Raw genomic sequence first — 13,790 nt, forward strand, 5'->3', positions numbered from 1 at the left:
ACGGGCCGACGACCACTCAATAGCGGTACGGCTGCTGCTCGTTGACGTAGCCGGATCCGGTGCCGCCCGTCCCGTTGCCGTACTCGCCGCCCTGCGGATACGGCGCGGGCTGCTCCTCGCCGTACGGCTGGGGCTCGTTGTCGCGCTGCTGGGGCACCCAGACGCCGCCGGGCGGGGTGTCCATGCCGTACTGCTGGGCGTAGGGGTCGGCGTAGGCCTGCTGGGGGGCGGCATAGCTGTCGTAGCTGCCGTAGCCCTGGGTGGTGCCGCTGCCGATGTACGGGTCGGAGTACGCGGCGTACTGCTGCTGCCCGGTGTCCGTGCCATAGCCGTACTGGCCCGCGTAGGGGTCGGCGTACTGCTGCTGTCCGGCGTCGTATCCGCCGTACTGCTGCTGGGCTCCGGCGTAGGCGTTCTCGCTGTAGACGCCGTACTGGCCGGTGTCGTCGGGCAGCGGCTGCGGCTCGTAGACCGAGTCCGGCGGGGCGGTGGCGGGGTCGGCGGCCTCGGCCTTCGCGTCCTGCGGGGCGTCGGCCTCGCCGTCGCCCTCGTACTGGAAGCCGGAGACCTGGAGCACCGGGTCCTGGAGCGGGGCCGCGCCGCCCGAGCGGCGACGGCGGCTGGCGCCGGGCCTGCCGCCGACCGCCCAGCCGGTGGAGAAGCCGCGGCGGAAGGAGAGCGTGACGTAGGTCTGGCCGACCGCGAAGGCCAGCGCGCCCAGGATGATCACGAACACCGACGGCAGGAGGACGCCCAGGACCACGCCCATGAAGCCCGTGAAGGCGAGCAGCCGCCAGCGCAGCCGCGCCTTGTACTGCAGGAGCACTTCGCCGAGCAGCCAGAGCGCGACGACGCCGAACGCGATGTAGAGGACCGCCCAGCCCATGTACGCCCCTCTTCCCAAAGGCCGCCGTCCCCCTTGGCGGGACAGCCGGCCAGTACGCCCTGTGCGACTGATCAGGGCTGCTGGTGCAGCCCCAGATTCTCGTAGATCTCGAGTGTCGCCGTGGAGTTGTTGAGGGTAATGAAGTGCAACCCGGGTACGCCATCGGCGAGCAGCCGCGCGCAGAACTCCGTGGCGAACTCGATGCCAATGGAGCGTACAGCGGCCGGATCGTCCTTGACGGCGAGGATCCGCTCTTTCAGCTCGGGCGGGAACTCGGCATTGCTGAGCTGGGGCAGCCTTTCCAGCATCTTCACGCTGGTCACCGGCATGACCTCGGGGATGATCGGGGTCTCGCAGCCCGCCTCGGCGACCTTGTCGCGCAGCCGCAGATAGCTCTCCGGGCGGAAGAACATCTGGGTGATCGCGTAATCCGCGCCGGCCCGGCACTTGTCGACGAAGTGCCGTACGTCGGTGTCCCATTCGGTGGAGCGCGGGTGCATCTCCGGGAAGGCGGCGACGCCGACGCAGAAGTCGCCGGACTCCTTGATGAGCCGGACCAGGTCGGCCGCGTAGGTGACGCCCTCGGGGTGCCTGACCCAGTCGCCCATCGGGTCGCCGGGCGGGTCGCCGCGCACGGCGAGGATGTTGCGGATGTCGGCGTCCGCGTACTGCCCGACCATGTTGCGCAGCTCCGCCACCGAGTGGCCGACCGCCGTGAGGTGGGCGACCGGCGTCAGGGTGGAGTCGGCCGCGATCTGCTCGGTGGCCTTGACCGTGCCCGAGCGGGTGGAGCCGCCCGCGCCGTAGGTGACGGAGACGAAGCTCGGGGCCACCGCCTCGACCCGGCGCAGCGCGTTCCAGAGGTTCCGCTCGCCCTTCTCGGTCTTGGGCGCCCAGAACTCGAACGAGTACGTCGTCTCACCGGTCGCCAGCATCTCGCGCACGGTGCGCGCGCGATGTGTCCTGGTGGAAGCAGTGCCAAGGGCCATACTCGCAGGTTAGCCAGGCCTCGGCGGTCCCCCAACAGAGCCGGGGTAATTCGTCCGCATTGTCGGACTCTTGTCCACCCCTCGGACAAAAGATCTCTAGCGGGTCATCACGCGTTCACGCACCCGCTTCGCCAGGTTCGCCGTCGCCCCGGCGGGGTCGTCCGCCTCGGTGATCGCCCGGACCACCACGATCCGCTCGGCGCCCGCGTCCAGCACCTCGTCGAGGTTGGCCGCGTCGATGCCGCCGATGGCGAACCAGGGGCGCTCGGTGGCGAGCGAGGCCGTGTAGCGCACCAGGTCGAGGCCCGGGGCGTGGCGGCCCGGCTTGGTCGGGGTGGGCCAGCAGGGGCCCGTGCAGAAGTAGTCCACGCCGGGCTCGACGGCGGCCGCGAAGGCCTCCGCGTCGGCGTGCGTGGAGCGGCCGATCAGGACCTCGTCGCCGAGGATCGCGCGGGCGGCCGGGACCGGCAGATCGCCCTGGCCCAGGTGCAGCACGTCGGCGCCGATGGCGTGGGCCACATCGGCCCGGTCGTTGACCGCGAGCAGCTTGCCGTGCCGCCGGCAGGCGTCGGCGAAGACGGCCAGGTGCTCCAGCTCCTCGGCGGCCTCCATGCCCTTGTCCCGCAGCTGGACGATGTCCACGCCCGAGGTCAGCACGGCGTCCAGGAACGCGGGCAGGTCGCCCTGGCGCCTGCGCGCGTCCGTGCAGAGGTAGAGCCGGGCGTCGGCGAGCTGCTCACGGGCCGTGGGCATGAAGTCCCCCGTTGGGTGCGGTCGGGCGCGGGCCGGTCTCCCGGTCCGCGCCCCACCTGTAGGCGATCAGGTCAGACGGCGAGCGCCTGGGCGCGACGCTTCACCTCCGTGCCGCGATTCTCGCTCAGGGCCTGCGCGGGGGTGCCGGGCAGGGTCGGGTCGGAGGTGAAGAGCCACTCCAGCATCTCTTCGTCGGAGTAGCCGTCGTCCCGCAGGAGCGTGAGGGTGCCGGCGAGGCCCTTCACGACCTTGTCGCCGTCGATGAAGGCGGCGGGCACCTGCAGCGTCCGGTTCTCACCGCGGCGTACGGCGATGAGCTGGCCCTCCTTGACCAGCTGCCGCACACGGGTCACCTCGACATCGAGCATTTCGGCGATGTCGGGAAGGTGGAGCCAGGCGGGGACGAGTGCATCGGTTTTCGCGTCAATCTCGGTCACGGGACAAGCGTGCCATCCCGGACTGACACTCGGTAGCCGGAGCTCAGCCGACTGCCGCCTTGAGGGGGACGGACGGGTCGGCGGCGCGGACCGGATCCAGCGTCGCACCTGCCTCGATGAGCTTGCGGCCCTGCGCCAGATCGCGCGGTCGGCCGACGGCCAGGAGGGCGACGAGCCGGCCCTCGCGCAGCCAGCAGACCGACCAGGCGGCGCCCGCCGGGTCGCCCCGCCACAGCAGCCGGTCGGCGCCGCGGTGGTGGCCGACGTACTGCACGAACCTGCCGAACTGCTCGGACCAGAAGTACGGCACCGGGTCGTACGGGCGCACCGCCTCGCCGACGATGTCCGCCGCCACCGTGCGCGGCCCCTGGAGGGCGTTGTCCCAGTGGTGGATGAGCAGCCGCTCCCCGTACCTTCCCGAAGGGAAGGAGGCGCAGTCCCCGACCGCGTAGACGTCCGGGAGCGAGGTGCGCAGCCGGTCGTCGGCCGTGACCGCGCCCTCCGCCCCGCGCTCGATGCCGGTGTTCGCCAGCCAGTCGGTGGTGGGCCGGGCGCCGATGCCGACGACGACCGCGTCGGCCGGAACGCGGCGGCCGTCCGCCAGGACGACGGCTCCGGGCTCGACGGACGCCACGCGCGCGTGGGTGAGCAGTTCGGCGCCGCTCTCCGCGTACCAGCCGGCCATCGGTTCGGTGACCTCGGCGGGCAGCGCGCCCGCCAGCGGGCGCTCCGCGGCCTCCACGACGGTGACCGCGCAGCCCGCCTCGCGCGCGGCCGTGGCGAACTCCGCCCCGATCCAGCCCGCCCCGACGACCACGACGCGGAGCTGGGCGCTGAGCACCGCGCGCAGCCGCCCGGCGTCGTCGAGGGTGCGCAGCAGATGGACGTCGGGCAGCTGCCCGCCACCGCCCTCGCCCGACCGCGCGTCGCGCGGACCGCCGCGGTCCATGCCGGGCAGCGTGATCGGCTCCGCGCCGGAGGCGATGACCAGCGCGTCGTAGGGGACGGGCCCGGAGGTGGTGTCGATCTCGTGCTCACGCGCGCGTACGTCCGTGACGGTCTCGCCCAGGCGCAGGTCGACGCCGAGGCCCTCGAAGTCCACCTCGAAGGCGGAGCCCTCGGCCTTGCCGAGCAGCACCGCCTTGGAGAGCGGGGGCCGGTCGTACGGCCGGTGGGGCTCGGCGCCGATGAGGGTGATCCGGCCGGGGAAGCCCTGTTCGCGCAGGGCCACCGCGGTCTGGACCCCGGCCATGCCCGCGCCGACGACCACGACGTGGCGCTGTTCCGAATGCGTCTGCTTTTCGCTCACCCGATCACCATAAACATCTGACAGTTCGTCAGGAAACCGGTCAGGCGTTAGCCTGACGCACGTACAAGCACTCGCGGGAGCCCGGACGCACCGGGCTGAGAGGGAGGCTGCAGCGGCCTCCGACCGTACGAACCTGATCCGGGTCATGCCGGCGAAGGGAGGGGCTGGACGCCCATGCATGCATCCCGAAACGGGGCAGTTCCCCACGGGTCGGACGTACTGGTCGTGGGGGGCGGAATCATCGGCCTCGTCACGGCCTGGCGCGCGGCGCAGCGCGGTCTGCGCACCGCGCTCGCCGACCCCGCGCCCGGCGGCGGCGCCGCACAGGTCGCGGCCGGCATGCTCGCCGCCGTCACCGAGCTCCACTACGGCGAGGAGACCCTGCTCGGCCTCAACCTGGCCTCCGCCCGGCGCTACCCGGACTTCGTGGCCGAGCTGGAGCAGGCGAGCGGCGTCGGCACCGGCTACCGCGCCTGCGGCACCCTGGCGGTCGCCCTGGACGCCGACGACCGCGCCCATCTGCGCGACCTGCACGCCCTCCAGCAGCGCTCGGGGCTCGACTCCCAGTGGCTGACCGGGCGCGAGTGCCGCCGCCTGGAACCGATGCTGGCGCCCGGGGTGCGCGGCGGGCTGCGGGTCGACGGCGACCACCAGATCGACCCGCGACGCCTCGCCAAGGCCCTTCTGACGGCGTGCGAGCGGGCCGGGGTGGTGTTCCACCGGGGCTGGGCCGAACGGCTCTCGGTGGTACGCGAGCGGGCCGCGGGGGCCGTCCTCGCCGACGGCACCGAGCTCTCCGCCGATCAGGTCGTCCTCGCGGGCGGCAGCCTCAGCGGCCGGCTCGCCGGGGTCCCGGACGAGCTGCGGCCGCCGGTGCGCCCGGTCAAGGGCCAGGTGCTGCGGCTGACCGTGCCGCCCGCGTACGCGCCGTTCCTGTCCCGGACGGTCCGCGCGGTGGTCCGCGGCAGCCACGTCTACCTGGTGCCGCGCGCCGACGGTGAGCTCGTCGTCGGCGCCACCAGCGAGGAGCTGGGCTGGGACACCACGGTCACCGCGGGCGGCGTCTACGAGCTGCTGCGCGACGCGCACGAGCTGGTGCCCGGCATCACCGAACTGGCGCTCACCGAGACCCGCGCCGGGCTGCGCCCCGGCTCCCCCGACAACGCGCCGCTGCTCGGCCCCACCGCCCTGCCCGGCCTGCACCTGGCCACCGGCCACTACCGCAACGGGGTGCTGCTCACCCCCGTCACCGGCGACGCGCTGGCGCACGCGCTGGCCACCGGCGAACTGCCCGCCGAGGCACGCCCCTTCACCCCCCGCCGCTTCACCTCCGCCCCGGTGGAGTCCGTACCGCAGGAGCTGACCGCATGACCGTCTCCTCGACGACCGTCTCCGTCAACGGCGAGGTGCGCGACCTCGCCGCGGGCACCACGCTCGACGTCCTCGTCGCCACCCTGACCCCGGCGCCCTCGGGCGTCGCCGCCGCCGTCAACGAGACGGTCGTACCGCGCGGCGAATGGCCGCGCACCACGCTCGGCGACGGCGACCGCGTCGAGGTCCTGACCGCCGTCCAGGGAGGCTAAGCCATGGCCGACGACCTGTTCACCCTCGGTGGTACGACCTTCACCTCGCGGCTGATCATGGGCACCGGCGGGGCGCCGAGCCTGGACGTCCTGGAGCGCTCGCTGGCCGCCTCCGGCACGGAGCTCACGACCGTCGCGATGCGCCGCCTCGACCCGACCGTTCAGGGCTCGGTCCTGTCCGTCCTGGAGAAGCTGGACATCGGTGTGCTGCCGAACACGGCGGGCTGCTTCACCGCCGGGGAGGCCGTGCTGACGGCCCGCCTCGCGCGCGAGGCGCTCGGCACGGACTGGGTCAAGCTGGAGGTGGTCGCCGACGAGCGCACCCTGCTGCCCGACCCGATCGAGCTGCTGGACGCGGCGGAAGTGCTGGTCGACGACGGTTTCACGGTGCTGCCGTACACCAACGACGACCCGGTGCTCGCCCGGAAGCTGGAGGACGTGGGGTGCGCGGCGATCATGCCGCTCGGCTCGCCCATCGGCTCCGGGCTCGGCATCCGCAACCCGCACAACTTCGAGCTGATCGTGGACCGCGCCACCGTCCCGGTCGTCCTCGACGCGGGCGCGGGCACGGCCTCCGACGTGGCGCTGGCGATGGAGCTGGGCTGCTCGGCGGTGATGCTCGCCTCGGCGGTCACGCGCGCGCAGGAGCCGGTGCTGATGGCGGAGGCGATGCGGCACGCGGTGGACGCGGGGCGCCTGGCGTACCGGGCGGGGCGGATCCCCCGCCGCCACTTCGCCGAGGCGTCCTCCCCTGTGGAGGGCCGCGCGGCCCTGGATCCGGAACGTCCGGCGTTCTGAACGCGGGGCGGCTCCGCCGGGGAGACGGGGCCGTACGTCGTCTGCGGGCCGGTGGCGGGCTGGTCGCGCAGTTCCCCGCGCCCCTTGGGTAGTCGGCCGCAGCCGGAGAACCCAGCTCGGCCACCTGGCTTTGAGGGGCGCGGGGAACTGCGCGAGCAACCCGCCACCGGGCCGCAGACAAAGACGGGGCCTGAAAGGGGCGCGGGGAACTGCGCGACCAGCTGCCCACCGGGCCGCGGCAAGGACACCGCAAGGGGCCCGTCGCGTCACAGCTCCGCTTCAGTCCCGCCCCGGGATCCCCCGGGGCGGGAGGGGTGTCCTTGGGCGCTCGTAGACTCTGCTCCGTGGATACGACCCTTCAGGACCCCCTCGTCGGGCAGGTGCTCGACGGCCGCTACCGCGTCGAGGCGCGCATCGCCGTCGGCGGTATGGCCACGGTCTACCGGGCCGTCGACACCCGGCTCGACCGGGTGCTCGCCCTCAAGGTGATGCACCCGGCGCTCGCCGCCGACGGCTCGTTCGTGGAGCGGTTCATCCGCGAGGCCAAGTCCGTCGCCCGGCTCGCCCACCCGAACGTGGTCGGCGTCTTCGACCAGGGCACCGACGGCGGATACGTCTACCTGGCGATGGAGTACGTGGCGGGCTGCACCCTGCGCGACGTGCTGCGCGAGCGCGGCGCCCTCCAGCCCCGCGCCGCCCTGGACATCCTGGAGCCGGTGCTCGCCGCCCTCGGCGCCGCGCACCGCGCCGGTTTCGTCCACCGGGACATGAAGCCGGAGAACGTCCTGATAGGGGACGACGGCCGGGTCAAGGTCGCCGACTTCGGCCTGGTCCGGGCGGTGGACGCGGTCACCAGCACCACCGGCAGCGTCCTCGGCACCGTCTCGTACCTCGCCCCCGAGCAGATCGAGCAGGGCACCGCCGACACCCGCGCGGACGTCTACGCGTGCGGTGTCGTGCTGTACGAGATGCTCACCGGTGCCAAGCCGCACTCCGGGGAGAACGCCGCCCAGATCCTCTACGCCCACCTCCACGAGGGCGTGCCCGCGCCGTCCGCCGCCGTGCCCGGCCTCGCCGTCGAGCTGGACGAGCTGGTGGCGTCGGCCACCGCCCGCAATCCCGACGTGCGGCCGTACGACGCGGTGGGCCTGCTCGCGCAGGCCCGCGAGGCCCGTGCCGCGCTCGACGACGCGCAGCTGGACGCGGTGCCCCCGCAAGCCGTGCCCGCGGCCGGGACCTCCAGCTCGGAGGACCGTACGAGCGTCATACCGCGCGCGGTGGCGACCCCGCCCCGGGGCAGCGCCCCCACGGCGGCCGCCCCGCTCCCGGCCGAGCAGGACGCCGTCAACCGCACCAGCCGCTTGACCATGCCGCCGCCCGGGCCCGCCCCGGCACGCGCGCGCGGCGGACGGACCCGCCTCGTCCTGAACGGGCGGCGCGGCCTGATCGCGGCCCTCGCCGCCGTCCTGCTGGTCCTGGGGGTCGGCGCCGGGGTCTGGTACATCAACTCCGGCCAGTTCACGCACGTCCCGGCCGTCATCGGGCAGAGCGAGAGCGCCGCCAAGAAGCGGCTGGAGGACGCGGGCCTCTCGGTGAAGAAGGTCGACCGCCGCTACAGCGACACGGTCAAGCGCGGCACGGTGATCCAGACGGACCCGGAGACAGGCGCGCGCGTGCGCGGCAACGCCTCGGTGACCGTCGTGGTCTCGCGCGGCCCCGAGATGGTCAAGGTCCCCGACGTCACCGGCAAGCCGCTGGACGATGCCAAGAAGGCGCTGGCCGACGCGGGTCTGACGCCGGGCGCGGTCACCGAGACGTTCAACGAGGACGTCGAGCAGGGCTCGGTCGTCAGCACCGACCCGGCCGCGGGCGCCCCGCGCCGCGCGGACACCGCGGTCGCCCTCGTCGTCAGCAAGGGCGCCCCGGTCGAGGTCCCCGGCGTCGTCGGGGACTCGGTGGAGGACGCCACCTCCTCCCTGAAGGACGCGGGCCTTGAGGTCCGGATCGCGCCCGAGCAGGTCAACTCGCCGCAGGAGGCGGGCAGCGTCGCCGCCCAGTCCGCGGCCGAGGGCGCCCGCCTCGCCAAGGGCGACACGGTCACGCTCACCGTCTCCAAGGGCCCCCGGATGATCACCGTGCCCAAGGTGACCGGCGAGAAGTCCGACGACGCCAAGAAGGACCTGGAGAAGGCCGGTTTCAAGGTCAAGGTCGACCACGGCTTCCCGTTCCTGAGCGACGAGATCGCCAGCCAGTCCGTCGAGGCCGGCTCGCAGGCGCCGGAAGGCTCCACCATCACCATCAAGACCAAGGGACTCTGAACCACCCCATGCGCAACCCCATCGGCGGCCACGTCCCCGTGGCCGGCGGCCTCGCCACGACCGGCCTCGCCTACGCGCGCGAACTCGGCGCCGAGACCGTCCAGGTCTTCGTCGCCAACCCGCGCGGCTGGGCCACCCCCACCGGCAACCCGGCCCAGGACGAGAAGTTCCGCGCCGAGTGCGCCGCCGAGGGCATCTCGGCGTACGTCCACGCCCCGTATCTGATCAACTTCGGCTCGCACACCGAGGCGACCGCCGAGAGGTCGGTGGAGTCGATGCGGCACTCGCTGCGCCGGGGCCGCGAGATCGGCGCGCTCGGCGTGGTCGTGCACACCGGCTCCGCGACCGGCGGCCGGCCGCGCGCCGAGGCGCTGGCGCAGGTACGGGAGCGGCTGCTGCCGCTGCTCGACGAGCTGACCCACGACGACGACCCGTTCCTGCTCCTGGAGTCGACGGCCGGGCAGGGCGCCTCGCTGTGCTCGCGGACCTGGGACTTCGGCCCGTACTTCGAGGCACTGGACGCCCACCCCAAGCTCGGCGTCTGCCTGGACACCTGCCACATCCACGCGGCCGGGCACGACCTGGCCGGGCCCGGCGGGGCGGCGCAGACCCTGGACCTGCTGGTGGAGACCGTCGGCGAGGGGCGCCTCAAGCTGATCCACGCCAACGACTCCAAGGAGGGCGTGGACTCGCACCTGGACCGGCACGTGAACATCGGCGCGGGCCACATAGGCGCGGAGCCGTTCCGCGAGCTGCTCGCACACCCGGCGACCGAGGGCGTACCGCTGGTCATCGAGACGCCCGGCGGGAAGGAGGGGCAGGCGGCGGACGTCGCGCTGCTGAAGTCCCTGCGGCTCTGATCACCCCTCTTGAGGAATACCCCTGGGGGGTATACCGTTCTTGTCATCGACAGGAACGGTCATCCGGCGTTGGGGGAAGTCATGCAGCACGAGGCGCACACGCACACCGAGCACGAGCACCACGAGCACGGTGGACACCACGAGCACGTTGGGCACGAGGGGCACAGCGGGCACGAAGGCCATGGCGGACACGAGGGCCACGAAGGGCACACCGGTGGGCACGCGCACCACGGTGACGCCCACGCCCACCACGGTCACGGTGACGCCCACGCCCACTCCCACGCCCACCACGGTCACGGCGGCGGCAAGGTCAGCTGGTCCATGGCCGCCCAGGCCACCCTGCACTGCCTCACCGGGTGCGCCATCGGCGAGGTCCTCGGGATGATCGTGGGAACCGCGCTCGGCTGGGGCAACATGCCGACGATGGTGCTGGCCATCGTCCTGGCCTTCTTCTTCGGCTACTCGCTCACCCTGCGCGGCATCACCAAGGCCGGCGTCGACTTCCGTACCGCCTTCAAGGTGGCGCTGGCCGCCGACACCCTCTCGATCGCCGTCATGGAGCTGATCGACAACGGGGTGATCGCGCTCTGGCCGGCGGCCATGGACGCCACGCTCTCGGACGCGCTGTTCTGGGGCTCGCTGGTGGTCTCGCTGGCCCTGGCCTTCGTGATCACGACACCGGTCAACAAGTGGATGATCGGGCGCGGCAAGGGCCACGCGGTGGTCCACCAGTACCACCACTGACGCCCCCGAAGGGCGCCAGGACTCAGAGCTCGGGGCCGTCCCCGGGCTCTTCCTGGTACGAGTAGCGCTGCTCGCGCCAGGGGTCGCCGATGTTGTGGTAGCCCCGCTCCTCCCAGAATCCCCGCCGGTCCGCCGTCATGTACTCGATGCCGCGGACCCACTTGGGGCCCTTCCAGGCGTACAGATGCGGGACCACGAGCCGTACCGGGAAACCGTGCTCGGCGGTGAGGAGCTCACCGCCCTTGTGGGTGGCGAAGACCGTGCGGTCGGAGAGGAAGTCGGCCAGCCGCAGGTTGGAGCTGAAGCCGTATTCGGCCCAGACCATCACATGCGTGACGTCCGGGGCGGGCGGCGCGAGCTCGGCGACCGTACGCGCGAGGACTCCGCCCCATTCGGCCCCCAGCATCGAGAACTTCGTGACACAGTGAAGATCCGCGACGACGGTGGCGAAGGGCAGGGCCGTGAACTCCTCGTGGTTCCAGCAGTGCTTGTCGCCGTCGGCGGTCGCCCCGAAGACACGGAACTCCCACCGCTCGGGCTTGAACCTGGGGACCGGGCCGTAGTGGGTGACCGGCCAGCCGCGCTGGAGCCGCTGCCCCGGGGGAAGCTCCGACTGCGCTGCTTCCCGTTGTTCCGGGCGTTCCGGCTGACCCATGACTCCATGGTGACAGACGGCGAGGGGTGGTCATGACCAGCAGCGCCCCGATTCGGGCAACTCCTACTAAGCGTGCACTTACTGGACGCTCCCCGCACGCGATGCGAGGATGCGCGCGAATCTGCCCCTCACCCGTGTGGAAGGAGCCTCTGCGATGCAGGGCGACCCCGAGGTCATCGAGTTCCTGAACGAGCAGCTGACCGCCGAGCTGACCGCGATCAACCAGTACTTCCTGCACGCGAAGATGCAGGAGAATTTCGGCTGGACGAAGCTCGCCAAGTACACGCGTCACGAGTCGTTCGACGAGATGAAGCACGCGGAGGTGCTGACCGACCGGATCCTGTTCCTGGACGGGCTGCCGAACTACCAGCGGCTCTTCCACGTACGGGTCGGGCAGACGGTCACCGAGATGTTCGAGGCGGACCGGCAGGTGGAGGTCGAGGCGATCGACCGGCTCAAGCGCGGCATCGAGGTCATGCGGGCCAAGGGCGACATCACCTCGGCGAACATCTTCGAGTCGATCCTGGCCGACGAGGAGCACCACATCGACTACCTCGACACCCAGCTGGAGCTGGTCGAGAAGCTCGGTGAGGCGCTCTACATCGCGCAGCTCATCGAGCAGCCGGAGGGATAGAGCCGGTCCGGGCGCCGGGGCCTCGCGGGCCTAGGCCGCTTCCGCCAGCTCCTGGTCGGCCGCGAGCACCGCGCTGACCTCGCCCTTTTCGAGCAGTTCCCGGCGGGGGCAGGCGCCGCGTCCGAGCAGGCCCTGGATGGTGCGCACACAGGAGCCGCAGTCCGTGCCCGCCTTGGTGGCCGAGGCGATCTGGCGGGGGGTGCAGGCACCGGCGGCCGCGTGCTGCTCGACCTGCTTGTCGGTGATGCCGAAGCAAGAGCAGACGTACACGCGGTTCACCTCCCTGACAGGAACGGTCTGGCAAGCCATCCCCTATTCGGTGAGGCTTACCTAACCGTACCCAAAGTCGCGGTGGACGAAAAGCCCCGGATACGCCCGTGGGGCGCGGATCACAGATCCACGCCCCACGTCTCGTAGGAAGCTACTTACTGGTCGCGGTACATCTCGGCGACCAGGAAGGCCAGGTCCAGGGACTGGCTGCGGTTGAGGCGGGGGTCGCAGGCCGTCTCGTAGCGCTGGTGCAGGTCGTCCACGAAGATCTCGTCGCCGCCGCCCACGCACTCGGTGACGTCGTCACCGGTGAGCTCGACGTGGATGCCGCCCGGGTGGGTGCCCAGCGCCTTGTGGACCTCGAAGAAGCCCTTGACCTCGTCGAGCACGTCGTCGAAGCGGCGCGTCTTGTGGCCGGAGGCCGCCTCGAAGGTGTTGCCGTGCATCGGGTCGGTGACCCAGGCGACGACCGCGCCGGACGCGGTGACCTTCTCGACCAGCTCGGGCAGCTTGTCGCGGACCTTGTCGGCGCCCATCCGGACGATGAAGGTCAGCCGGCCCGGCTCGCGGTCCGGGTCGAGCCGGTCCACGTAGGTCAGCGCCTCGTCGACCGAGGTCGTGGGGCCGAGCTTGATCCCGATCGGGTTGCTGATCCGGGAGGCGAACTCGATGTGCGCGTGGTCGAGCTGGCGAGTGCGCTCGCCGACCCAGACCATGTGGCCGGAGGTGTCGTAGAGCTTGCCGGTGCGCGAGTCCACCCGGGTCAGCGCCGACTCGTAGTCCAGCAGCAGGGCCTCGTGCGAGGCGTAGAACTCGACGGCCTTGAACTCGGCCGGGTCGGTGCCGCACGCCTTCATGAAGTTCAGCGCGTTGTCGATCTCGCGGGCCAGCTGCTCGTAGCGCTGCCCGGACGGGGACTGCTTGACGAAGTCCTGGTTCCAGGCGTGCACCTGGCGCAGATCGGCGTAGCCGCCGGTGGTGAAGGCGCGGACCAGGTTGAGCGTGGAGGCGGACGCGTTGTACATCCGCTTCAGGCGCTCGGGGTCCGGGATACGGGCGGCCTCGGTGAAGTCGAAGCCGTTGACCGAGTCGCCGCGGTAGGTCGGCAGGGTCACGCCGTCACGGGTCTCGGTGCCCTTGGAGCGCGGCTTCGAGTACTGCCCGGCGATCCGGCCGACCTTGACGACCGGCACGGAGGCGGCATACGTCAGCACGGCGCTCATCTGGAGCAGCGTCTTGAGCTTGGCCCGGATGTGATCCGCCGACACGGCGTCGAACGCCTCGGCGCAGTCGCCGCCCTGGAGCAGGAACGCCTCGCCCTTGGCGACGGCCCCCATCCGGGCGCGCAGCTGGTCGCACTCGCCCGCGAAGACGAGCGGCGGATACGACTCGAGGTCCGCGATCACATCGCGCAGAGCCTCGGCATCGGGGTACTCGGGCTGCTGCGCCGCGGGAAGGTCACGCCAGGTGTTTACGTTCACGGTCACCCCCACAACCTTACGGGGTCCGCCAAGCCGTCCACGCGCGTGCCCACCTTATGAGACACACGGACGA

The 13,790-nt window shown here is 72.0% G+C and carries 16 protein-coding genes and 1 riboswitch; of the genes, 7 read left to right on the top strand and 9 right to left on the bottom strand.

Annotation, left to right across the window (positions count from 1 at the left end; genetic code table 11):
* Nucleotides 1–16 precede the first annotated feature (16 nt).
* From BX283_RS13945 to BX283_RS13965, 5 genes are all read right to left on the bottom strand, one after another.
* Nucleotides 17–886 carry a hypothetical protein gene (locus tag BX283_RS13945; RefSeq protein WP_101387941.1) on the bottom strand — a complete coding sequence of 290 codons (870 nt, stop codon included), beginning with the start codon at nt 884–886 and terminating at the stop codon, nt 17–19.
* A gap of 71 nt (nt 887–957) precedes the next feature.
* Nucleotides 958–1,875: a methylenetetrahydrofolate reductase [NAD(P)H] gene (gene metF, locus BX283_RS13950; RefSeq protein ID WP_101387942.1), complete on the bottom strand. Its 918-nt coding sequence runs from the start codon at nt 1,873–1,875 to the stop codon at nt 958–960.
* A gap of 96 nt (nt 1,876–1,971) precedes the next feature.
* On the bottom strand, nt 1,972–2,628 hold the full coding sequence (gene thiE / locus BX283_RS13955; RefSeq protein WP_101387943.1) for a thiamine phosphate synthase: 657 nt from the start codon (nt 2,626–2,628) through the stop codon (nt 1,972–1,974).
* A 71-nt stretch (nt 2,629–2,699) separates the two neighbouring features.
* Entirely contained in the window at nt 2,700–3,065 is a 366-nt protein-coding gene (locus BX283_RS13960; RefSeq protein ID WP_101387944.1) for an Rv2175c family DNA-binding protein, read from the bottom strand.
* 43 nt (nt 3,066–3,108) lie between these two features.
* Complete coding sequence (locus BX283_RS13965) at nt 3,109–4,374, bottom strand: NAD(P)/FAD-dependent oxidoreductase (protein WP_373979168.1); 1,266 nt, start codon at nt 4,372–4,374, stop codon at nt 3,109–3,111.
* A 63-nt stretch (nt 4,375–4,437) separates the two neighbouring features.
* A riboswitch (TPP riboswitch) is annotated at nt 4,438–4,551 on the top strand.
* On the opposite strand from BX283_RS13965, the gene thiO reads away from it, so the two are divergent.
* From thiO to BX283_RS13990, 5 genes are all read left to right on the top strand, one after another.
* Nucleotides 4,549–5,745 carry a glycine oxidase ThiO gene (gene thiO, locus BX283_RS13970; RefSeq protein ID WP_101387945.1) on the top strand — a complete coding sequence of 399 codons (1,197 nt, stop codon included), beginning with the start codon at nt 4,549–4,551 and terminating at the stop codon, nt 5,743–5,745. Its footprint overlaps the riboswitch before it by 3 nt.
* A complete protein-coding gene (gene thiS, locus BX283_RS13975) occupies nt 5,742–5,957 on the top strand; it encodes a sulfur carrier protein ThiS (protein ID WP_101387946.1) in 216 nt (71 codons plus the stop codon). The genes thiO and thiS overlap by 4 nt, the downstream gene beginning before the upstream one ends.
* A 3-nt stretch (nt 5,958–5,960) precedes the next feature.
* The gene (locus tag BX283_RS13980) at nt 5,961–6,755 is read left to right on the top strand and encodes a thiazole synthase (RefSeq protein ID WP_101387947.1); all 795 of its coding nucleotides are present in this window, start codon (nt 5,961–5,963) and stop codon (nt 6,753–6,755) included.
* 344 nt (nt 6,756–7,099) lie between these two features.
* Nucleotides 7,100–9,073 (top strand): Stk1 family PASTA domain-containing Ser/Thr kinase, encoded by a 1,974-nt coding sequence (pknB, locus tag BX283_RS13985; RefSeq protein ID WP_180357148.1) that lies wholly within the window; start codon nt 7,100–7,102, stop codon nt 9,071–9,073.
* An 8-nt stretch (nt 9,074–9,081) separates the two neighbouring features.
* A complete protein-coding gene (locus tag BX283_RS13990; RefSeq protein WP_101387949.1) occupies nt 9,082–9,933 on the top strand; it encodes a deoxyribonuclease IV in 852 nt (283 codons plus the stop codon).
* On the opposite strand, the gene BX283_RS41045 is transcribed toward BX283_RS13990, so the two are convergent.
* Nucleotides 9,934–10,203, bottom strand: coding sequence for a hypothetical protein (locus BX283_RS41045; RefSeq protein ID WP_143676426.1), 270 nt, complete (start codon nt 10,201–10,203; stop codon nt 9,934–9,936).
* Between the two features lie 51 nt (nt 10,204–10,254).
* On the opposite strand from BX283_RS41045, the gene BX283_RS41050 reads away from it, so the two are divergent.
* Nucleotides 10,255–10,677 (top strand): DUF4396 domain-containing protein, encoded by a 423-nt coding sequence (locus tag BX283_RS41050; RefSeq protein ID WP_101387951.1) that lies wholly within the window; start codon nt 10,255–10,257, stop codon nt 10,675–10,677.
* A gap of 22 nt (nt 10,678–10,699) precedes the next feature.
* Here BX283_RS41050 and BX283_RS14005 read toward each other — a convergent pair whose 3' ends face one another.
* Nucleotides 10,700–11,332: a sulfite oxidase-like oxidoreductase gene (locus BX283_RS14005; protein WP_101387952.1), complete on the bottom strand. Its 633-nt coding sequence runs from the start codon at nt 11,330–11,332 to the stop codon at nt 10,700–10,702.
* Between the two features lie 154 nt (nt 11,333–11,486).
* Here BX283_RS14005 and bfr point away from each other — a divergent pair, with 154 nt between their 5' ends.
* A complete protein-coding gene (gene bfr, locus BX283_RS14010; protein WP_101387953.1) occupies nt 11,487–11,966 on the top strand; it encodes a bacterioferritin in 480 nt (159 codons plus the stop codon).
* A gap of 30 nt (nt 11,967–11,996) precedes the next feature.
* Here the strand turns inward: bfr and BX283_RS14015 are convergent, their stop codons facing one another.
* Nucleotides 11,997–12,245 (bottom strand): bacterioferritin-associated ferredoxin, encoded by a 249-nt coding sequence (locus tag BX283_RS14015; RefSeq protein WP_180357150.1) that lies wholly within the window; start codon nt 12,243–12,245, stop codon nt 11,997–11,999.
* A gap of 146 nt (nt 12,246–12,391) precedes the next feature.
* Nucleotides 12,392–13,729 carry a class II 3-deoxy-7-phosphoheptulonate synthase gene (locus tag BX283_RS14020; RefSeq protein WP_101387955.1) on the bottom strand — a complete coding sequence of 446 codons (1,338 nt, stop codon included), beginning with the start codon at nt 13,727–13,729 and terminating at the stop codon, nt 12,392–12,394.
* Nucleotides 13,730–13,790: the final 61 nt, after the last annotated feature.

This window comes from Streptomyces sp. TLI_146 (genome assembly GCF_002846415.1).
Taxonomy (GTDB): Bacteria; Actinomycetota; Actinomycetes; order Streptomycetales; family Streptomycetaceae; genus Streptomyces.